At 68.1% G+C, this 20,553-nt stretch carries 16 protein-coding genes; 8 read left to right on the top strand and 8 right to left on the bottom strand.

Annotated features, from left to right (window positions below; genetic code table 11):
- Positions 1–33: 33 nt before the first annotated feature.
- From JYG37_RS00355 to nagE, 5 genes are all read left to right on the top strand, one after another.
- On the top strand, positions 34–768 hold the full coding sequence (locus JYG37_RS00355) for a GntR family transcriptional regulator (protein ID WP_050014833.1): 735 nt from the start codon (positions 34–36) through the stop codon (positions 766–768).
- 131 nt (positions 769–899) lie between these two features.
- The gene (nagA, locus tag JYG37_RS00350; RefSeq protein WP_050014925.1) at positions 900–2,003 is read left to right on the top strand and encodes an N-acetylglucosamine-6-phosphate deacetylase; all 1,104 of its coding nucleotides are present in this window, start codon (positions 900–902) and stop codon (positions 2,001–2,003) included.
- On the top strand, positions 1,996–3,021 hold the full coding sequence (locus JYG37_RS00345; protein WP_089488839.1) for an SIS domain-containing protein: 1,026 nt from the start codon (positions 1,996–1,998) through the stop codon (positions 3,019–3,021). The genes nagA and JYG37_RS00345 overlap by 8 nt, the downstream gene beginning before the upstream one ends.
- Positions 3,022–3,036: 15 nt before the next feature.
- On the top strand, positions 3,037–5,634 hold the full coding sequence (gene ptsP, locus JYG37_RS00340; protein ID WP_089488838.1) for a phosphoenolpyruvate--protein phosphotransferase: 2,598 nt from the start codon (positions 3,037–3,039) through the stop codon (positions 5,632–5,634).
- Between the two features lie 87 nt (positions 5,635–5,721).
- Entirely contained in the window at positions 5,722–7,485 is a 1,764-nt protein-coding gene (nagE, locus tag JYG37_RS00335) for an N-acetylglucosamine-specific PTS transporter subunit IIBC (RefSeq protein ID WP_050014838.1), read from the top strand.
- Positions 7,486–7,646: 161 nt separating this feature from the next.
- On the opposite strand, the gene JYG37_RS00330 is transcribed toward nagE, so the two are convergent.
- The 6 genes from JYG37_RS00330 to rpoH form a co-directional block, all read right to left on the bottom strand.
- Entirely contained in the window at positions 7,647–10,133 is a 2,487-nt protein-coding gene (locus JYG37_RS00330) for a beta-N-acetylhexosaminidase (protein WP_124630911.1), read from the bottom strand.
- 590 nt (positions 10,134–10,723) lie between these two features.
- The gene (cydX, locus tag JYG37_RS00325; RefSeq protein WP_060733353.1) at positions 10,724–10,846 is read right to left on the bottom strand and encodes a cytochrome bd-I oxidase subunit CydX; all 123 of its coding nucleotides are present in this window, start codon (positions 10,844–10,846) and stop codon (positions 10,724–10,726) included.
- A 61-nt stretch (positions 10,847–10,907) separates the two neighbouring features.
- Entirely contained in the window at positions 10,908–12,044 is a 1,137-nt protein-coding gene (gene cydB / locus JYG37_RS00320) for a cytochrome d ubiquinol oxidase subunit II (RefSeq protein ID WP_050014841.1), read from the bottom strand.
- A gap of 31 nt (positions 12,045–12,075) precedes the next feature.
- Positions 12,076–13,656, bottom strand: coding sequence for a cytochrome ubiquinol oxidase subunit I (locus JYG37_RS00315; RefSeq protein WP_089488835.1), 1,581 nt, complete (start codon positions 13,654–13,656; stop codon positions 12,076–12,078).
- Entirely contained in the window at positions 13,646–13,927 is a 282-nt protein-coding gene (cydP, locus tag JYG37_RS00310) for a cytochrome oxidase putative small subunit CydP (protein ID WP_027806881.1), read from the bottom strand. Before cydP ends, JYG37_RS00315 begins: the two co-directional genes overlap by 11 nt.
- Before the next feature lie 359 nt (positions 13,928–14,286).
- A complete protein-coding gene (gene rpoH / locus JYG37_RS00305; protein ID WP_050014845.1) occupies positions 14,287–15,222 on the bottom strand; it encodes an RNA polymerase sigma factor RpoH in 936 nt (311 codons plus the stop codon).
- Positions 15,223–15,581: 359 nt separating this feature from the next.
- Here rpoH and JYG37_RS00300 point away from each other — a divergent pair, with 359 nt between their 5' ends.
- A complete protein-coding gene (locus tag JYG37_RS00300) occupies positions 15,582–16,151 on the top strand; it encodes an acyloxyacyl hydrolase (RefSeq protein ID WP_050014846.1) in 570 nt (189 codons plus the stop codon).
- A gap of 45 nt (positions 16,152–16,196) precedes the next feature.
- The gene (locus JYG37_RS00295) at positions 16,197–16,580 is read left to right on the top strand and encodes a nuclear transport factor 2 family protein (protein ID WP_011886076.1); all 384 of its coding nucleotides are present in this window, start codon (positions 16,197–16,199) and stop codon (positions 16,578–16,580) included.
- A 143-nt stretch (positions 16,581–16,723) separates the two neighbouring features.
- Here JYG37_RS00295 and leuA read toward each other — a convergent pair whose 3' ends face one another.
- Together leuA and ybiB are read right to left on the bottom strand one after the other, a co-directional pair.
- Positions 16,724–18,370, bottom strand: coding sequence for a 2-isopropylmalate synthase (gene leuA / locus JYG37_RS00290; RefSeq protein WP_089488833.1), 1,647 nt, complete (start codon positions 18,368–18,370; stop codon positions 16,724–16,726).
- Positions 18,371–18,747: 377 nt separating this feature from the next.
- Positions 18,748–19,722 (bottom strand): DNA-binding protein YbiB, encoded by a 975-nt coding sequence (gene ybiB / locus JYG37_RS00285; RefSeq protein ID WP_124593415.1) that lies wholly within the window; start codon positions 19,720–19,722, stop codon positions 18,748–18,750.
- 181 nt (positions 19,723–19,903) lie between these two features.
- Between ybiB and maiA the strand changes: the two genes are divergently transcribed.
- On the top strand, positions 19,904–20,548 hold the full coding sequence (maiA, locus tag JYG37_RS00280) for a maleylacetoacetate isomerase (RefSeq protein ID WP_050014852.1): 645 nt from the start codon (positions 19,904–19,906) through the stop codon (positions 20,546–20,548).
- Positions 20,549–20,553 lie beyond the last annotated feature (5 nt).

Below are 20,553 nucleotides of genomic sequence, written 5' to 3'. Positions count from 1 at the left end.
GGTCCGAGATCGTCGTCCGACACCCGGAGGCACATGGAAACCGGCTGGTCCGAACTGGCGCCCGATCCCCTCGACGACACGCCGCTCTATCTGCAGCTCGCCCGCAACCTGGCGAGCGCGATTCACGCCGGCGCGTGGCGGGCCGGCGAGGCGCTGCCGTCGGAACGGCTGCTGTCGGTGTCGGTCGGCGTGTCGCGGATCACCGCGCGACGTGCGCTCGCGCTGCTGGTCGAGCAGGGCCTGATCAAGCGGGCGCGCGGCGCGGGCAGCTTCATCACGCCGCGCGTCGCCGATCCGCTGTCGCGTCTCGTCGGCTTCACCGCGAAGATGCAGCAGCGCGGCTTCGTGCCCGATTCGGTGTGGCTGGCGCGCACGCTGCGCACCGCGAGCCGCGACGAGCTCACGCATCTCGGCCTCGCGCCCGGCGCGACGGTCGCGCGGCTGGAGCGGCTGCGCCGCGCGGACGGCATCGTGATGGCGGTCGAGCATTCGACGCTGCCGGCCGCGGTGGTGCCCGATCCGCAGGCGCTCGGCGCGTCGCTGTACGAATACCTCGAGGCGCGCGGCATGACCGTCGTGCGCGCGTTGCAGCACTTTCGCGCCGCGAACGCGACGCACGCGATCGCGAAATGGATGGCGGTGAAGCCGGGCTCGGCGCTGCTGGTGATCACGCGGATCGGCTACGGCGCCGACCAGCGCGCGATCGAAGTGACCGAAACGTATTGCCGCGACGACTACTACGACTTCGTCGCCGAACTGAAACGCTGACGCGCGAGACTGCCCACACACCTCGCACCCTCCGCGCAATCGCGATGGAACGCAATCGCGCGCAATGAATCGCAACGGATTGGCCAATCACGACGCGGATGCCCGCGTCACCCGATCATCAAGAGAACGTCATGCTGACTGGCAACATCCTCACCTCCGACGGCTGGATTCTCGGTTCGCTCGATAGCGAGAACGGCCGCATCACCACGCTCGACGGCACGCCCGTCGATCCCGCGACGAACGACGCGCCTTACATCCTGCCCGGCTTCATCGACCTGCACGTGCATGGCGGCGGCGGCGCCGACGTGATGGAAGGCGGCGATGCGATCGAAACGATCGCTCGCACGCACGCGCAATTCGGCACGACGAGCCTGCTCGCGACGACGATGACCGCGCCGCGCGACGAACTGATGGAGGTCGTCGCGAACCTCGGCATCGTCGCCCGCACCCGCACGCCCGGCGGCGCGCGCGTGCTCGGCGTGCATCTCGAAGGCCCGTACATCAACCCCGGCAAGCTCGGCGCGCAGCCGGACGCGGCCGTGTCGGCCGTGCTCGACGAGGTGCTGAAGTACCTGTCGATCGCGCCGATCCGCGTCGTCACGCTCGCGCCGGAAATCGCCGGCCACATCGAGATCATCGGCGAGATGGCCGCGCGCGGCGTACGCGTGCAGCTCGGCCACTCGCTCGCGACCTACGACGACGCGGTCGCCGCGCTCAAGCACGGCGCGTGCGGTTTCACGCACCTGTTCAACGCGATGTCGCCGCTGCATCACCGCAACCCGGGCCTCGTCGGCGCGGCGCTCGCGCACGCCGAGTACGCGGAAATCATCCCCGATCTGCTGCACGTCCACCCCGGTGCGATCCGTGCGGCGCTGCGCGCGATCCCGCGCCTGTACGTCGTGACCGACAGCACGTCCGCGACCGGCATGCCCGACGGCGAATACCGGCTCGGCAGCCAGCACGTGACGAAGTGCCTCGGCGGCGTGCGGCTCGCCGACGGCACGCTCGCCGGCAGCACGCTGACGATGGACCAGGCGCTGCGCAACCTCGTGTCGCTCGGCCTGCCGATCGCCGACGTGTCGAACCGCATGTCGCGCTACGCGGCCGACTACCTCGGCATCGCCGATCGCGGCCGCCTCGAGCGCGGCGCATGGGCCGACCTCGCGGTGTTCGATCGCGACCTGAACCTCACCGCGACCTACGTCGAAGGAGAATCGATTGTCGAATATGCTTAAGGAAGCGCGCGAGTCCGCCCAGGTCGTCGCCGCGCAACTCGCCGACACCGCGCGCGTCGAAGCGCTCGCCGGCCAATTGCTCGATCACCCGCCGGCCGTCGCGCTGACGGTCGCGCGCGGCAGCTCGGATCACGCCGCCAGCTATTTCGCGAGCCTGACGATGAGCCGCCTCGGCGTGCCGGTCGCGTCGCTGCCGATGTCGGTCGCGACGCTGCAGCAGGCGCCGCTGAAGGTGCAGGACCAGCTCGCGCTCGCGTTCTCGCAGTCGGGCAAGAGCCCCGATCTCGTCAACACGATGGCCGCGCTGCGCGAAGCCGGCGCGCGCACCGTCGCCGCCGTCAACGTGCTGCCGTCGCCGCTCGCCGACGCGTGCGAGCACCAGCTGCCGCTGTTGGCCGGCCCCGAACTGTCGGTCGCCGCGACGAAGAGCTATATCGCGATGCTGTCGCTGTCCGCGCAGATCGTCGCGTACTGGCAGCGCGACGCCGCGCTGATCACCGCATTGCGCGGCCTGCCCGACGTGCTCGCGCAAGCCGGCCGGCTCGACTGGTCGCAGGCCGTCGCCGCGCTCGCGGGGGTCGAGCGGATGATCGTGATCGGTCGCGGCCTCGGCCTCGCGATCGCGCAGGAAGCCGCGCTGAAGCTGAAGGAAACCTCCGGCATCCAGGCCGAGGCATTCTCGAGCGCCGAAGTCCGCCACGGCCCGATGGAGCTGATCGATCGCGACTATCCGCTGCTCGTGTTCGCGCCGCCGGGGCCCGAGCAGGCCGGCCTGCTGCAGCTTGCCGCGGACATGCGCGCACGCGGCGCCGCCGTGCTGCTCGCGGCGCCAGCCGGCACGCCCGGCACATCCGACGCAAAGGGCACCGTGCTGTCGCTCGCGCAGTCGGCCCATTCGGCGCTCGACCCGATCGCCGCCATTCTTTCGTTCTACGTGATGGCGGCGGATCTGGCCGTCGCGCGCGGCCGCAATCCCGACACGCCGCGCCACCTGAATAAAGTCACCGAAACGCACTGACAGTCGAGAAAGCCGATGAGACGCGCCGAGGAATCCCAGTTGAAGAGCCCTAACCCCGATCAGATCGTCCTGCTTAGCCCGTTGACGGGGCCGATCGTTCCGCTGGCCGACGTGCCCGATCCGGTGTTCTCCGGCGGGATGTTCGGCGACGGCATCGGCATCGACCCGCTCGAAGGCCGGCTCGTCGCGCCGTGCGCGGGCGTCGTGTCGCATCTCGCACGCACCGGCCACGCGGTGACGATCACGACGCCGCAAGGCGCGGAAGTGCTGCTGCACATCGGCATCGACACCGTCGAGCTGAACGGGCAGGGCTTCGTCGCGCACGTCGAAGCCGGCGCGCGCGTCGAAGCGGGCGCGTTGTTGATCGAGTTCGACCAGGACGCGGTCGCGCGAAACGCGCATTCGCTGGTGTCGGTGATCGCGATCGCGAATTCCGACGCGTTCGAGGTCGTCGATCGCGCGAGCGGTTTCGCGACGGCCGGCGAGACGCCGTTGCTCGCGCTGCGCGGCAAGGGCGAAGCCGCCGCGCAGGCGGCGCAGGCCGGCGCGGCCGCGCACAACGAAGTGCGCCGCGAAATCGTGCTCGCGCAGCCGGGCGGCCTGCATGCGCGGCCGGCCGCACGGGCGCGGGAAGCCGCGCGCGGGCTCGACGCGAGCGTCGACGTGCTGTTCGACGGCCGCAAGGCGTCGATCGCGAGCGTCGTCGGCCTGCTCGGTCTCGGCGCTGGCGAAGGCGCGACGGTCGAGCTGGTCGGCCGCGGCGCGCACGCGCAGCAGGCCGTCGATGCGGTCGAGCGCGAGCTGCTGCGCGAAGCGCACGGCGAAGTGGAGGAAAAGCCGGCGCGGCTGAAGTCGCCCGCGCCGCAGACGGTCGCACGCCACGCCGGCGCGCCGCGCGATGGCGCGCCCATTGACCCGAACACGCTCGCCGGCGTGTGCGCCGCGCCCGGCATCGCGGTCGGCACGCTGGTGCGTCTCGACGATGCGGACATCGTGCCGACCGAGCAGGCGACCGGCACGCCGGCCGCGGAAAGCCGCCGCCTCGACCAGGCGCTGAAGGCGGTCGACGCCGAACTCGGCGAAACGGTGCGCAACGCATCGGCGCGCGGCGCGGTCGGCGAAGCGGGCATCTTCGCGGTGCATCGCGTGCTGCTGGAAGATCCGACGCTCGTCGATGCGGCGCGCGACCTGATCAGCCTCGGCAAGGGCGCGGGCTTCGCGTGGCGCGCGACGATCCGCACGCAGATCGACACGCTGTCGAAGCTCGACGATGCGCTGCTCGCCGAACGCGCGGCCGACCTGCGCGACATCGAGAAGCGCGTGCTGCGCGCGCTCGGCCACACGAACGGCGCCGCGCGCGCGCTGCCCGACGAGGCCGTGCTCGCGGCCGACGAATTCACGCCGTCCGACCTGTCGTCGCTCGATCGCGAACGCGTGACCGCGCTCGTGATGGCGCGCGGCGGCGCGACGTCGCACGCGGCGATCATCGCGCGGCAGCTCGGCATCCCGGCGCTGGTGGCGGTCGGCGATGCGCTGTACGCGATTCCGGACGGCACGCAGGTCGTCGTCGATGCGAGCTCGGGCCGGCTCGAACACGCGCCGACCGCGCTCGACGTCGAGCGCGCGCGGCACGAACGCCAGCGCCTGGACGGCGTGCGCGACGCGAACCGGCAACTGGCAGGTGTGGCGGCCGCGACGGTCGACGGCCGCGCGATCGAGGTCGCCGCGAACATCGCGACGCTCGACGACGCGAACACCGCGGTCGACAACGGCGCGGACGCGGTCGGCCTGCTGCGCACCGAACTGATGTTCATCCATCGTCAGGCCGCGCCGACGGCGGTCGAGCACCAGCAGAGCTACCAGTCGATCGTCGACGCGTTGCAGGGCCGCACGGCGATCATCCGCACGCTCGACGTCGGCGCGGACAAGGAAGTCGACTACCTGACGCTGCCGCCCGAACCGAACCCGGCGCTCGGCCTGCGCGGCATCCGTCTCGCGCAGGTGCGCCCCGATCTGCTCGACGATCAGTTGCAGGGCCTGCTCGCGGTGAAGCCGTTCGGCGCGGTGCGCATCCTGCTGCCGATGGTGACCGACGCAGGCGAACTCGTGCGGCTGAAAAAGCGCATCGACGAATTCGCGCGCGCGCAGGGCCGCACCGAGCCGATCGAGGTCGGCGTGATGATCGAGGTGCCGTCGGCCGCGCTGCTGGCCGACCAGCTCGCGCAGCACGCGGATTTCCTGTCGATCGGCACTAACGACCTCACGCAATACACGCTCGCGATGGACCGCTGCCAGGCCGATCTCGCCGCGCAGTCCGACGGCCTGCATCCGGCCGTGCTGCGCCTGATCGACATCGCGGTGCGCGGCGCGGAAAAGCACGGCAAGTGGGTCGGCGTATGCGGCGCGCTCGGCGGCGATCCGCTCGCGGTGCCGGTCCTGGTGGGCCTCGGCGTGACCGAACTGTCGGTCGATCCGGTGTCGGTGCCGGGCATCAAGGCGCGTGTGCGCCGTCTCGATTACCAGTTGTGCCGTCAGCGCGCGCAGGATCTGCTCGCGCTCGATTCCGCACAGGCGGTAAGGGCAGCAAGCCGCGAGGTCTGGCCGCTCGACTGAACGTCGGCGGCAGGCGCGCGACCCGTATCACTACCAAAGCAATCACCTCAACGACGATTCATGACGAGACAAGGATTGGAGGACTGAATGAACGGGAATCCGTTTCTGAAAATACAGGGTCTAGGCCGCGCGCTGATGCTGCCGATCGCGGTATTGCCGGTCGCCGGCATCCTGCTGCGGCTCGGCCAGCCGGACGTGTTCAACATCAAGATGATCGCCGACGCCGGCGGCGCGATCTTCGACAACCTGCCGCTGTTGTTCGCGATCGGCGTGGCGGTCGGCTTCGCGAAGGACAACAACGGCGTGGCGGCGCTCGCGGGCGCGATCGGTTACCTGATCGAAACCGCGATCATGAAGGACATCGATCCCAAGCTGAACATGGGCGTGCTGTCCGGGATCATCGCGGGTGTCGTCGCGGGCCTGCTGTACAATCGCTATAAAGACATCAAGCTGCCGGACTACCTCGCGTTCTTCGGCGGCAAGCGGTTCGTGCCGATCATCACGGGGCTGGTGTGCGTGGTACTCGGGATCGTATTCGGGTACGTGTGGCAGCCGGTCCAGCATGCGATCGACGCGGCCGGCCAGTGGCTGACGACGGCGGGCGCGATCGGTGCGTTCGTGTTCGGCTTCCTGAACCGCCTGCTGCTCGTCACCGGCCTGCACCACATCATCAACTCGCTCGCATGGTTCGTGTTCGGTAACTTCACGCCGCCGGCCGGCGGCGAGATCGTGCACGGCGACCTGCACCGCTTCTTCGCGGGCGACCCGACCGCGGGCACCTTCATGGCCGGCTTCTTCCCGATCATGATGTTCGGCCTGCCGGCGGCGTGTCTCGCGATGCTGCACGAAGCGCCGAAGGAGCGCCGCGCGATGGTCGGCGGCCTGCTGTTCTCGATGGCGCTGACGTCGTTCCTGACCGGCGTGACCGAGCCGATCGAATTCAGCTTCATGTTCCTCGCGCCGGTGCTGTACGTGATCCATGCGTTGCTGACGGGGCTGTCGCTCGCGATCTGCCAGATCCTCGGCGTGAAGCTCGGCTTCACGTTCTCGGCTGGCGCGATCGACTACGTGCTGAACTACGGGCTGTCGACGAAGGGCTGGATCGCGATTCCGCTCGGTATCGCGTACGGCGTCGCGTACTACGGGCTGTTCCGCTTCTTCATCCGCAAGTTCAACATGGCCACGCCGGGCCGTGAGCCGGCATCGACCGATGCGGCCACGGAATCGTACGCGTCGGGCGGCTTCGTCGCACCGGGCGCGGCGGCAACGGCTGCCGCACCGCGTGCGCAACGCTACATCGCCGCGCTGGGCGGGGCGGCCAACCTGTCGGTCGTCGACGCATGCACGACGCGCCTGCGCCTGACCGTCGTCGATCCGGAGAAGGTATCGGAGCCGGAACTGAAGTCGATCGGCGCACGCGGCGTGCTCAAGCGCGGCGGCAACAGCGTGCAGGTGATCATCGGGCCCGAGGCCGACATCATCGCCGACGAAATGCGTGCCGCGATCGGCAGCGGCGCGACCGGCGCGGCAGCAACGGCGCCGGCCGCCGCCGCGCAGCCCGTCACCGGCGCGGCCGCCGGCCCGCTCGATCCGGAGCCGACCCGCTGGCTCGCGGTGTTCGGCGGCGCGACCAACGTCGTGTCGCTCGATGCGGTGGCCACCACGCGCCTGCGCGTGGTCGTGCGCGATCCGTCGGCGGTCGATCGCGAGCGTCTCGGCACGCTCGACGTCGCATGGGTGTCGCTCGACACGTTCCACATCGTCTGCGGCAACGCGGCGGCGCGCTATGCCGAACAGCTCGGCGCGCGCCTGCCGCCGTCGGGCGGCGGGGCGGCTGCACAACCGGCGTGATGCGGTGAAGCCGGTGTGAGCGATCCGCGCGGCGGATCCGGGCCGGTGGTCAAAAGAACAACGGCTTGCGACGTACGCGTCGCAAGCCGTTTTCTTTTGGGGCGGGCGATGCGCGATGCGTTTGCCCGCCTCGCGCATCGCCAGATGCCTTCTTCAGCCGTTCACGGATTCGTCAGCGTGAAGGTCGGCTTCCGGTAGCCGACGCCGGCGCGCTCGAGCTTCGGCAATTCGCGTTGCGTGAGCAGCGTCGCGAAGCCGGCCCAGTCGCGCTGCAGCGCGGCGACGTCGACGTGATGCGTGTCGCCGCGCTTGAAGCGCACGCCGGCCGCATACGGCAGCTCCCAGTCGGCCCGGTGCCACGCGCGCTCGGCGAGCGCGAGCAGCCGCGGGTAGGTCATGTATTCGAGGAAGGTGTCGTTGCGCATCACCTCGCCCCACGCCTGGCCCTGCATGCCTTCGATGCGTGGCGCCGGGCCCGTGCCCGTCACCTCGAACGCGTTGCCGTCGCGGTCGCCCATCACTTCGGCGTTCTGCGGCAGGTTCTCCGGCGCGAGCGAGAACACCTTGTACTCGTCGGTCGCGTGCGAGCCCCAGTAGTAGCCGCGCTCGCGCGGATTGAGCGTGTACGGGAAGTCGAAGTACAGGTAGTCGGGCAGCGCGAGCACCGTCTGGTAGCCCTTGCCGCTCAGGTCGCGCGCGCTGTCCGACGCGCCCCAGAAGATCGTGTCCCACAGCGACACCATCACGTGGCGCGTGCTGAAATCCTGCGGCCCGTTCGCGTGCTTGATGCCGTCCTGCCACGCGGCCATCGTGCCGATCCCGTTCGCGTCGACGGCCGCGCTCACCTGTTTCGCGAAACGCGTCGGCAGCTCGTCGATCGACTTGATCTCGCCGCGCTGGAGCAGCGCCGTGCACGCGGGCGACCGCGCCCACGGCTTGTCCTGCGCGGCCAGGTCGATGCGCCCCTTGTTCGGATCGGTGCCGTTCAGCGGCTGGAAGCCGCCGCCGAGGAAGATGTTCTTCGCTTCGTCGCCGCCGTAGTGCCAGGTTTGCAGCGGCGCCTGCGCGTCCGCGTGCATCGCCGCGATCTCGCGGATCACCTTAGACGCGAAGTTGAGTGCGCCCGGCACGCACGGGTTCAGGTCGCTGCGCCGGTCGTAGAACTGCACCGTCGTCAGGTTCGTCGTGTCCTGCGGGTCGAGCAGCCGATACGCGTTCGCTTCCTGCTCGCGGCCGGCCGCGTGCAGCCGCCGGTAGCGCGCCTCCATCGTCACGACGGCCGCGCGGGCGTGCGCGGGCATGTCGATCTCGGGGATGATCTGCACGAAGCGCGCGGCCGCGTAGCGCACGAGCGCCACGTAGTCGTCGCGCGTCAGGTAGCCGCCGCCCGAGCGGTTGTCGGGGCCGGAGCCGAGCTGCGGCAGCAGGCAGCGCGTCTCGCCCGGGTCGTGACAGCGGCGCGAGCCGATCTCGGTCAGCTCGGGCAGGCCGGGAATCTCGATGCGCCAGCCTTCGTCGTCGGACAGATGCAGGTGCAGGCGGTTGAGCTTGTACGCGCTCATCTGGTCGATCAGGCGGCGCAGCGTCGCCGGCTGCTTGAAGTTGCGCGCGAGGTCGACGTGCATCCCGCGATGCGTGAAGCGCGGCGCATCCTCGACCAGCATCGCCGGGATCGCGCCGCCGCCGGCCGGCGCGAGCGAATAGAGCGTCTGCACGCCGTAGTAGAGGCCCGCGCGGTCGTAGCCTTCGATCAGCACGCCGCGCGGCCCGATCGCGAGCCGGTAGCCGCCCGGTGTCGCGAGGTCGGCCGGCAGCCGGCGCGGCGCGACGAAGCCGCGCACCGGCACGCGTGCGCCGTCGAGCCCGAGGGTCGTCGCGCGCTCGCGCAGCGCCGCGACCTGCGCGTCAGGCAGGTCCGGCAGCGCGAGTTCGACGCCGCGCAGCTCGAGCGTGCCGGGCAGCGGCAATTCGCGCTTCACGCTCGGCAGCGCGCGGGCCGGATCGGGCCGTGCGGCCACCGGCGGCGCGTTGCCGGTCGAGTTGTTCTGCGCGTCGGCCGGCAGCGATTCGACGTAGCGCAGCTCGTTGTCGGTGTCGTTGTAGCGCAGCACGGCCGGCGGCGCGCCGTCGACGACGACGTACGGGCGCGGAATCACGTCGCTGTAGCGCAGCAGCCAGTATTCGGCGACGAACGGCAGCTCGATGCGCTCGCCGGGCGCGAGCCGCACCGAGCCCGGCTGCGGCGTCAGTTCGTACAGGTCGCCGGTGAGCCGCCGCAGCGCGAAGCCGGGGCGATCGATCCGCAGCAGGCGGCGGATGCTGTGCAGGTAGAGCTTCCAGCCGCCGTCGGCGATCGCCTGGTGGCCGCGGTTTTGCAGGATCAGGCGGCCCGTCGCGCAGGCCGCGCCGTCTGCGCCGAGATCGGCGCACGGCACGCCGGCCGCGGCCGCGTGGTTGTTGTCGACGGCGACGCGCAACGCGAGGCCGTTCGACAGCTGCGTCGCGAGGCTGGCTGCCTGGGCGGCGGCCGCTTGCGCGCTGCCGGCGGTCGCGCCGGCGGTGGCCGACGCCGGCAGCGCCGAGATCGCAGCGGGCGACAGCACCGCGATCAGCAGACCGGCAATGAGGGATGGCAAGGTACGCTTCAATTCGAACTCCTGAGAAAAAGAGGGCGTGGCGGCGCCGTGACGCGACGTCGCTGCGATCGGGTCTTTCAGTGGAGCTGCGGGAGATACCAGCACGCGGGGCGATGCGGCAGCCCCGCGCACAATCGGCACGCGGGGGCGTGCGTTACGGAACGGGAGGCGGGCATGCGTGCCGATCGGATCGGCGCGGCGGCGTGCGCGGATTCATCGGCGGCCCATGACGTTCGCCGCGGCGACGAGGCGGCCGCGGCCGGCGGCGCCCGGTTGGCCGCGCACGAGCATGAGCACGACGACGGCGCGCGCCGTGGAACACGGACGTCGACACGGCGCGCAGGCGCACGCCACACACGGGAATCGCATGTCTCCCCCACCCAGAAGGAATCGGCCTGTCAGCGGCCGTGTCCAACGATCTTATGAAACCTTTTATTGGTATTCAAGTGGTATCAATCTGGCGCTAAATTGGCATCGATGCACGGCGTGTGCCCGCGCGGCCAGGACGAAAAAAAACCTCGCGCGAAGCGAGGTTCTTTCTCTTCCGGACGGCGGCGCGCGATCGATCGGCCGCGCGCGTCACCCGTCAGTGCATCGGTGCGTCAGTCACGGCGCGCCCGCACGGACGCTTCCTGCGTCTTCTGCCGCGCTTCGAGCCACATCGCGTTGACGATGCCGAACGACAGCGCGACGCCGATACCGAGAATCCAGCTGAAATACCACATGGTCAGACTCCTTGCGAAACGGTAGGCGAGGGCGCCTGCGCGCCCCGGCCGGTTCAATGCATCAATACATCGAGTGCTTGTTTTCTTCGAGCGTCTGGTGCGTGACCTTGCCGCGCATCACGCGATACACCCAGCCCGTGTAGATCAGCACGATCGGGAGGAACACGATCACCGCGAACAGCATCACCTGCAGCGTCATGTGGCTCGACGTCGAATCCCACACGGTCAGGCTGCTGCGCGGGTCGAGCGACGACGGCATGATGAACGGGAACATCGAGAAGCCTGCGGTCAGGATCACGCCGGCGATCATCAGGCCGGTGCAGAAGAACGCCGTCTTTTCCTGCTTCGAGCCGGCGAGCAGCAGCGCGAGCACGCCGCCCGCGATCCCGACGACGGGCGCGGCGATCATCCACGGATAGTCGCCGTAGTTCGCGAGCCACAGGCCCGCGCCGGCGGCGACGTCCTTGAGCAGCGGGTTCGCGACGGTGTCCGTCGGCGCGGCGTGGGTAATGTGGAAGCCGCCGATATACGAGGCCACCAGCACGCCGGCCAGCACGAACAGCACGACCGCGAGGAATGACGCGACACGCAGCGCGATCGACGCACGGCGCGCGATCACGCCGTCGGTCTTCATCTTGATGAACGCGGCGCCGTGCGCGACGAGCATCGTGAGGCTGACGAGCCCGCACAGCAGCGCGAACGGGTTCAAGAGCGCCCAGAAGCCGCCGTAGTAGGTCACGCGCAGGTCGCTGTCGAACTTGAACGGCACGCCCTGCAGCAGGTTGCCGAACGCGACGCCGAACACGAGCGCCGGCACGAAGCCGCCAGCGAACAGGCCCCAGTCCCAGCCCGCGCGCCAGCGCGGGTCCGGCCGCTTGCTGCGATAGTCGAAGCCCACCGGCCGGAAGAACAGCGCGAACAGCACGAGCAGCATCGCGAAGTAGAAGCCGGAGAACGACGCCGCGTAGACGAGCGGCCAGGCCGCGAACATCGCGCCGCCGGCCGTGATCAGCCACACCTGGTTGCCTTCCCAGGTCGCGCCGACCGTGTTGACGATGATGCGGCGCTCCTCGTCGGTCTTGCCGAGGAATGGCAGCAGCGCGGTCGCGCCCATGTCGAAGCCGTCGGTGACGGCGAAGCCGATCAGCAGCACGCCGACGAGCACCCACCAGATCAGCTTGAGAGTTGCATAGTCCATAGCGATTCCTTGTTCCGTTGCGAGTGCGTGCTCAGACGGCGGCCCGCTCGCCGGCAGCGACGAGTTCGTGGTGATAGCGGCCGGTATGCAGCGACGACGGGCCGAGGCGCGCGTACTTGAACATCAGCTTGATCTCGATGACGAACAGCGCGGTGTAGAACAGGATGAACCCGGCGAGACTCAGGTACAGGTCGCTCGGCTGCAGGCTCGACGCGGACAGGTGCGTCGGCAGCACGCCGGCGATCGTCCACGGCTGGCGGCCGAGCTCGGCGACGATCCAGCCGAATTCGATCGCGATCCACGGCAGCGGGATCGCCCACACCGCGTAGCGCAGGAACCAGCGGCGGTTGTCCTGCAGCAGCTGCCGCCGCGCGCAGAACCAGAACGCGGCAACGAACGTCGCGACGAACAGGAAGCCGAGGAACACCATGATCCGGAACGAGAAGAACACGGGTGCGACGGGCGGAATCGTCTTCTTCGCGGCGGCCTTGATCTGCTCGGGCGTCGCGTCGGTCACGTTCGGCGTGAACTGCTTGAGCATCAGCCCGTAGCCGAGATACTGCTTGTGCTGGTCGAACAGCGCGCGGGTCGCGTCGCTCGTGTCGCCCTGCTTGAGCTTCTGCAGCGCGCCGTACGCGATCATCCCGCTCTGGATGTGCTCCTCGCTGTGCTTCGCGAGATCGCGCAAGCCGATCACCGGTTCGTCGATCGAGCGCGTCGCGATCAGGCCGAGCGCGTACGGAATCTTGATCGCATAGTCGGTGCGCTGTTCCGCCTGGTTCGGAATGCCGATCAGCGTGAACGACGCGGGCGCCGGCTGGGTTTCCCATTCCGATTCGATCGCGGCGAGCTTCATCTTCTGCACTTCGCCGGTCGTGTAGCCCGATTCGTCGCCGAGCACGATCACGCACAGCGTCGCCGCGAGGCCGAAGCCGGCCGCGACCGCGAACGAGCGCAGCGCGAAGTCGACGTCGCGCTTCTTCAGCAGATACCACGACGACACGCCGAGCACGAACATCGCCGCCGACACGTAGCCGGCCGACACCGTGTGCACGAACTTCACCTGCGCGACCGGGTTGAACAGCACGTCGAACAGGCTCGTCATCTCCATGCGCATCGTCTGGTAGTTGAACTCGGCGCCGACCGGATTGTTCATCCAGCCGTTCGCGACGAGGATCCACAGCGCGGACAGGTTCGAGCCCAGCGCGACGAGGAACGTGACGATCAGGTGCTTGACCTTCGACAGGCGGTTCCAGCCGAAGAAGAACAGGCCGACGAACGTCGATTCGAGGAAGAACGCCATCAGGCCTTCGACCGCGAGCGGCACGCCGAAGATGTCGCCGACGTAGTGCGAGTAGTACGACCAGTTCGTGCCGAACTGGAATTCGAGCGTGATGCCGGTCGTCACGCCCATCGCGAAGTTGATCCCGAACAGCTTGCCCCAGAACTGGGTCATGTCCTTGTAGACCTGTTTGCCGGTCATCACGTAGACGGCTTCCATGATGACGAGCAGCCAGGACAGGCCGAGCGTCAACGGCACGAACAGGAAGTGGTAGAGCGCCGTGATGCCGAACTGTAGACGTGACAGATCGACGACTTCACTACTTATCATGATGGTCTCCCTCGGTAGATGCAGGCGCCGGCACCGAGAGCAGCTTCTCGGCCACGGCGGCAGGCGGCAACGACATGTGCTCGGCCTGCGGATGATTGAAGAATGCGTATTTGAGCGACATCAGGAGGATCAGCTTGACGATCAGCACCAGGGTGATGTCGCGGGCGAGGGTGGGACCGCGTGCCCATGCGGCGATGCGCGCACGCCAGCCGATCGTGCCGGCCGGCCGCGAAGGCGGCGCAGGCTCTTTATTGATCGAGATCAAGGCGATTATCCTGAATCGATTTACGTCGGATTGGGGGCGACTTTACGTCGGATTTATGACGGCCGTGAAGCTGTTTTAATCCTTTTGCGCCTGACATGCCAATTTTAAAAGGACTGCTTTCCGATGCCGAGTGCTGCGATGCGGCAGACCGTCGCGAAACAGGGGGTAAAAATTGAGATGGATCAAGGTTATGCGGAAGGGCGCCGCACATGGCGTAATGCCTGATGAATCAGTTCAATTAATCGACGCAAAAACGGAGAGCGAAACGGCTGCAAAGCAGAGGAAAAGCTGCGGAAACCGGACGAAAAAAAACCGCTGCCGGTCGGGCAGCGGTTTTCGATGAGGCGCTTTGGATCGCCGCGGATTTACGCGTATTCGGCGAGGGCGGTGCGCATCTTTTTCATGGCGCTCGCCTCGATCTGGCGGATGCGTTCCGCCGACACGCCGAATTCGGCAGCGAGATCGTGCAGCGTCGAGCCGCCCGAGCCGTCGTCGTCGACCTGCAGCCAGCGCGCCTCGATGATGCGGCGGCTGCGCGCATCGAGCGCGTCGAGCGCCTGCGCGATGCCGTCCGTCTGCAGCATGTCGCGTTGGCGCGCGGCGAGCACGGCGGTCGGCTCGTTGTGCGAGTCGGCCAGGTAGGCGATCGGCGCGTACGATTCCTCGCCGTCTTCCACCTGGCCCTCGAGCGCGATGTCGCCGCCCGACAGGCGCGTTTCCATCTCGGTGACTTCTTCGCGCTTGACGTTGAGCTCCTGCGCGAGGCCGTCGATTTCCTCGGGCGTCATCGCCTGCATGCTCTTCTTGTGGCTGCGCAGGTTGAAGAACAGCTTGCGCTGCGCCTTCGTCGTCGCGACCTTCACCATGCGCCAGTTGCGCAGGATGTACTCGTGGATCTCGGCCTTGATCCAGTGAATCGCATACGACACCAGGCGCACGTTTTGCGACGGGTCGAATCGCTTCACCGCTTTCATCAGACCGATGTTGCCTTCCTGGATCAGATCGCCGTGCGGCAGGCCGTAGCCGAGATAGTTGCGCGCGATTGACACGACGAGACGCAGGTGCGACAGCACGAGGCGGCGCGCCGAGTCGAGGTCGTTGTTTTCGCGGAATTCGATTGCATACCGGCGTTCCTCCTCGGCGGTCAGCAGCGGAATGCGGTTGACGGCCTGGATGTACGCGTCGATGTTGCCGAGCTGGCCCGGCAACATCGATTGGGCTGCGAGCGCCAACGAGCCTGCCGATTCGGCCTTGGCCGGCGTCGGGCTCAGGGTGTTCGGAAGGGTCAGGGCGTGGCTCACTAAAAACTCCTTTGGAATCAGGGACAAACCGTTGGTCTCGGATGAGATTCCGGAGCCCATCTTAGCACTCCCACAATCCGAGTGCTAATTCCTTAGAGGCCACGGGGGCATCCAAGTTCCCGGTTTTCTATCGAGTCGTTCGAGTCGATAGTCTAATTTGCGACCGCGCTGGTCGTACGAAGTTCCGTAAGTGCTTGTTTCCGATAGTAATCAGTAGACGTTTTCGATTTTTGTAGTTTTGGAAGCAAACAATTTCGCTTCGCGATGCCGATCCGAAAAGTCCTTTACCATACCATTCAGTTCGCTCGGGCCGGCCGCTGCGGCAAGGCTCCATTCAACCCATAAAGTTGGAGTGTCAGATGAACAATAAGAAGAACCGCCGGCCCCGAAACCGGCTTGCGCTGCATGCGCTGCTGGCCGCGTCGCTGCTGGGCGGATCGGGCGCCGCGTTCGCGGACCGGTGGGGGATCCAGGCGGGCGGCGGATTTTCCGATCGCCACGGGATCGACAAGGCCGATCTCGGCGTGGTCTGGGATCCGGGCTGGAACTGGTGGGAAATCGGCGGCTGGCACTTCGCGTTCGTGATGGAAGGCCATGTCGGCTACTGGCACACCGGCGGCAACGTGCATGCCAACATCGGTGAATTCGGCGCGACGCCGATGTTCCGTTTCATCAAGAGCGCGGGCCAGGTTCGCCCGTTCGTCGAAGCCGGCGCCGGCATCCGGTTCCTCACGCATCCGACGATCTCGAACAATCTGTCGCTGTCGACATCGTTCCAGTTCGCGGACGTCGTCGGCGTCGGCGCGCAGTTCGGCGAACGGCAACAGTATCAGGTGGGTTACCGTTTCCAACATGTGTCTAACGCGGGTATCAAAGAGCCGAATCCTGGTATAAATTTCCACCAGTTCTACGTGCAGTACAACTTCTGATCCGCACGCCGGCGCACGGCGGGCGCGTTGCCGAGGAGTCAGGCGATGGCGAAGGTGGTCGATGCGATTCGCGCGCTCGAGCGCGATCGGTTCCGGGCGATGGTCGACGGGGACGGCGAGGCGCTCGACGCGCAATTGTCGGACAAGGTGTTCTTCGTGCACACCAACGGCAAACGAGAAACCAAGCAGCAGTTCATCGACGCCATCGTCGCCGGCCGCCGCCGCTATCGTCAGATCGAGATCCAGTCGCAGGACCTGCTGCCCGTCGGCGATGCCACCTGCGTCGTGACCGGGCGCGCGTTGATCGAGATGGAAACGAACAATGGCGGCCTCGTGTTTCCGATCGCCTACACGGCCGTGCACACGCACGAGCACGGGCAGTGGCGGCTGCTCGCATGGCAGGCGACGCGGTGCGCGACCGAGACGTGAGCGCGGGTGGCGCTCGTTTTCATGTCCCGACCGAAGCGGCCTTCTGAGCCGCTTTTTGCTGTCTCGTGCGGCGCGGATCGCGCGGCGCACGGGCGGTCACGCACCGCTCGCTGACGTTTCAACCCTGCATCGAAACCCGGCGCTCAGGCCGCCGCGCGGTGGTCCGCGCAGTGCCATGCCGAGCGGTTGATCGCGCTGACGACCGCATCGAGCGCCGCGACCGCCGCGTCGGCGTGCACGCCGACCCCATGCCGCAGCGGCGCGTCGCCGACCCGGCAGCCGACCGATACCGCGATCCGGCCGTCCGCGGTGCGCGTGTGCTCGCACGACGCGACGTCGATCGCGGCGCCAGCGGCCCCTGCCAATGCCGCGGCGAAATGTCGCGCGGCGTCGTCGGGTGTCGCATCGGCGGCGGGCGCCACCGCGATCTCGCGGTTTTGCCAGCGCGCGCCGCTGCCGTGGCGCGCGGCCGGGCCGTCGGTCTCGAAGAATTCGCGCGCGAACAGCGCGCAGATCGCGTCGCCCGTCACTTCCTCGCCCGAGGCGTCGGCGAGCGTCTGCACCGCGTGGCTGAACTCGATCTGGACGCGGCGCGTCGGCGTGAAACCCATTCCGCGTTCGAGCAGGAACGTCGCGCCGCCCTTGCCGGACTGGCTGTTCACGCGGATCACCGCGTCATAGCTGCGGCCGAGATCCGCCGGGTCGATCGGCAGGTACGGCACTTCCCAGATCGCGTCGGGGCGCTGCTGCGCGAAGCCCTTGCGGATCGCGTCCTGGTGCGAGCCCGAGAACGCGGTGAACACGAGGTCGCCCGCGTACGGATGGCGCGGATGCACGGGAATCTGGTTGCAGCGCTCGACGACGCGGCGCACCGCGTCGATGTCGGAGAAGTCGAGGCCCGGGTCGATGCCTTGCGTGTAGAGGTTCAGCGCGAGCGTGACGAGATCGACGTTGCCGGTGCGCTCGCCGTTGCCGAACAGGCAGCCTTCGATGCGGTCGGCGCCCGCGAGCAGCGCGAGTTCGGCCGCTGCGACCGCGGTGCCGCGATCGTTGTGCGGATGCACGGACAGCACGATGCTGTCGCGATACGCGAGGTTGCGGTCCATCCATTCGATCTGGTCGGCGAACACGTTCGGGGTCGCGGCCTCGACGGTGGCCGGCAGGTTGACGATCATCTTGTGGTCGCGGGTCGGGCGCCAGGTCTGCGCGACCGCGTCGCAGATCTCGCGCGCGAACGTCAGCTCGGCCATGCTGAAGGTTTCCGGCGAGTACTGGAAGGTCCAGTGCGTATCGGGGCGCGCGGCCGCGTGTGCCTTGATGATGCGCGTGCCGTCGATCGCGAGCGCCTTCACGTCGTCCTTCGACATCCCGAACACGATGCGGCGGAACGACGGGCAGACCGCGTTGTACAGGTGCACGATCGCGCGCGGCACGCCTTCGAGCGCATCGAACGTGCGCGCGATCAGGTCTTCGCGCGACTGCACGAGCACTTCGATCGTCACGTCGTCGGGAATCCGCTTGTCGTCGATCAGCTTGCGGACGAAATCGAAGTCGGTTTGCGACGCCGACGGAAAACCGACTTCGATCTCCTTGAAACCGATCGCGACCAGCATGTCGAAGAACTCGAGCTTCTGCTCGATGCTCATCGGCTCGATCAGCGACTGGTTGCCGTCGCGCAGGTCGGTGCTCATCCACACGGGCGCACGCTCGATGGTGCGGGCCGGCCAGCGGCGGCCATTGAGGCGGACGGGCTCGAACGGACGGTACTTGTCTTGCGGATTGCGCATCATCTTCTGGACCTCGGGTCTCAAGTCGCGAGCGAAGACGCGCGGCACGGGCGCCGGTTGGCGCTGCCTCGCACCCGGCGCGCGATGGCGCCGCGGATGCGGATGATCTTCGCGAATCGGCCGACGGATGGACGGACGAATGCTGACGACTTCGGGTTGTAAAAACTGCGAGAGGGGTACGGCGAGGAACTGCTGGGAGGACCGTGCGAACAGCACACGGCGCTACGACAGCCTTAGGCTAGTCGTAGCGATAGCGGCCGCGCTAGGCGGCCGGAGGTAATTCGGAGGGTGTTCGGAAAGGAACGCATGACGGCCACTCTATGCCAGGATGCGCTCGCGTGTCAAATGTCGGGATAAAGGGGCAGGTCGCCGCCGCGCCGTCAGCGCGCGACGCGGACGATCTGCACGATCGTCGCGACCTGTCGCGCGACCGTGTCGGGCACCGGCACCTCGCCGCGCAGCACCGCGTCCGTCCACGCGGCCGTGGTCGCCGCATCGCGCGACTCGGGCAGCGCGACGGGCGGCGCGTCGGTCGACGAACGCTCGGCGTCGATCAGCGTGTCGCACACGCCGTCGTGCAGCCAGTCGACCTGCACCTGGCGCCGCGTGTCGGCCACCGCTTCGCCTTCGGTGCCGCGTGCGAGCAGCGCGCCGCCCCGCGCGGCGTCCGGATGGTCGCGGAACAGCTGCGCGAGGCTATCGCGGTACGGCGGATGCGTGTAGTTGACGAGCCGCAGCCCGGCCGGCGCGAACGGCTGCAGGATCTTCACGAGCGTATGCGTCGAGTTGCGCACGCCGAGCACGCCGCGCATCGACAGCAGGTGCGCGATGCGCGGCGCCAGCACGTCGATCGGCGCGAATGCGACGCGGCGCTCGGCGAGCGTGTCCTCGATCGCATCGTGCGACGTCGACGGCGCGAGCGACAGCGCCGAGAAGATCTCGGCGCTCGTCACGCGGCCCGGATCGCGCTCCACCCCGTGCACCAGCACCGGTACGCCTTCGCGCGCGAGCAGCAGCGCGAGCAGCGGCACGAGATTCGGCTGCTTGCGCGCGCCGTTGTAGCTCGGGATCGACACCGGGCGGAACGCGGCGTCCTGTACGTGCACGGGCTCGAACGACGCTTGCGCGGCGGCGAGCATCGCGGCCAGTTCGTCGGCGGATTCGCCTTTCAGCCGATAGGCGATCAGGATCGCGCCGAGTTCGACGTCCGACACGCGCGCATCGAGCATCGCGCGATAAAGCTCGAACGTGTCTTCGGCGGACAGGGCGCGCGCGCCGTTGGGGCCGCGGCCGATTTCCTTGATGAAGCGGGCGCAAGGGAACGGAGCGGCGGCGGGATCGTGGGAAGCGGTCATCGGAACGTGGGGCGGGCGGCCGGCATCGGGCCGCGCGGTGAGCGGTGAGGAATGCCCCGAGTATCGCACGGGCGCGGCTGCGCACCGTGCCGCGCTACACTCTGGTTCCCGGCGGCGTACGCACCCGCTGCGCCGCGCCCGTGCCGCCGCCGGCCGAATACGACCAAAAGAGAGACATCCCATGAAGCTCTACAGCTATTTCCGCAGTTCCGCGTCGTACCGCGTGCGGATCGCCCTGAACCTGAAGCGGCTGCCGTTCGACTATGCGCCCGTGCACATGCTGCGCGACGGCGGGGAGCAACTGAAGGACGCATACCGCGCGCTGAATCCGGATGGGGTCGTGCCGACGCTGGTCGATGGCGACGCGACGCTGCAGCAGTCGCTCGCGATCATCGAATATCTCGACGAAACCCATCCCGAGCCGGCGTTGCTGCCGAAGCAGCCGGTCGATCGCGCGTACGTGCGGTCGGTGGCGCTGCAGATCGCGTGCGAAATCCACCCGCTCAACAACCTGCGCGTGCTCAAGTACCTGAAGCACACGCTGAATGTGCCCGAAGACGCAAAGAACGCGTGGTACCGGCACTGGATCGAGGCGGGCTTCGACACGCTCGAGGCGCGTCTCGCGAACGATCCGCGCACCGGCAAGCTGTGCTTCGGCGACACGCCGACGCTCGCCGACGTGTGCCTCGTGCCGCAGGTGTTCAACGCGAACCGCTTTGCGATCGACACCACGCGTTTCCCGACGATCCACCGGATCGCCGACCATGCGGCGACGCTCGATGCATTCAAGGCCGCCGAGCCGGGCGTGCAGCCCGACGCCGAATAAGCGCC

The sequence above is a fragment of the Burkholderia sp. LAS2 genome, from assembly GCF_018417615.1.
In the GTDB taxonomy this organism is placed as follows: Bacteria; Pseudomonadota; Gammaproteobacteria; order Burkholderiales; family Burkholderiaceae; genus Burkholderia; species Burkholderia sola.
The sequence above is the reverse complement of the archived record's forward strand: the minus strand, read 5'-3'. Positions and strand labels throughout refer to the sequence as shown.

Bases quoted from the DNA above. Each gene is read 5' to 3' on its own strand.
- JYG37_RS00355 (WP_050014833.1), top strand. From the start codon at position 34: ATGGAAACCGGCTGGTCCGAACTGGCGCCCGATCCCCTCGACGACACG.
- nagA (WP_050014925.1), top strand. From the start codon at position 900: ATGCTGACTGGCAACATCCTCACCTCCGACGGCTGGATTCTCGGTTCG.
- JYG37_RS00345 (WP_089488839.1), top strand. From the start codon at position 1,996: ATGCTTAAGGAAGCGCGCGAGTCCGCCCAGGTCGTCGCCGCGCAACTC.
- ptsP (WP_089488838.1), top strand. From the start codon at position 3,037: ATGAGACGCGCCGAGGAATCCCAGTTGAAGAGCCCTAACCCCGATCAG.
- nagE (WP_050014838.1), top strand. From the start codon at position 5,722: ATGAACGGGAATCCGTTTCTGAAAATACAGGGTCTAGGCCGCGCGCTG.
- cydX (WP_060733353.1), bottom strand. From the start codon at position 10,846: ATGTGGTATTTCAGCTGGATTCTCGGTATCGGCGTCGCGCTGTCGTTC.
- cydB (WP_050014841.1), bottom strand. From the start codon at position 12,044: ATGGACTATGCAACTCTCAAGCTGATCTGGTGGGTGCTCGTCGGCGTG.
- JYG37_RS00315 (WP_089488835.1), bottom strand. From the start codon at position 13,656: ATGATAAGTAGTGAAGTCGTCGATCTGTCACGTCTACAGTTCGGCATC.
- JYG37_RS00300 (WP_050014846.1), top strand. From the start codon at position 15,582: ATGAACAATAAGAAGAACCGCCGGCCCCGAAACCGGCTTGCGCTGCAT.
- JYG37_RS00295 (WP_011886076.1), top strand. From the start codon at position 16,197: ATGGCGAAGGTGGTCGATGCGATTCGCGCGCTCGAGCGCGATCGGTTC.
- leuA (WP_089488833.1), bottom strand. From the start codon at position 18,370: ATGATGCGCAATCCGCAAGACAAGTACCGTCCGTTCGAGCCCGTCCGC.
- ybiB (WP_124593415.1), bottom strand. From the start codon at position 19,722: ATGACCGCTTCCCACGATCCCGCCGCCGCTCCGTTCCCTTGCGCCCGC.
- maiA (WP_050014852.1), top strand. From the start codon at position 19,904: ATGAAGCTCTACAGCTATTTCCGCAGTTCCGCGTCGTACCGCGTGCGG.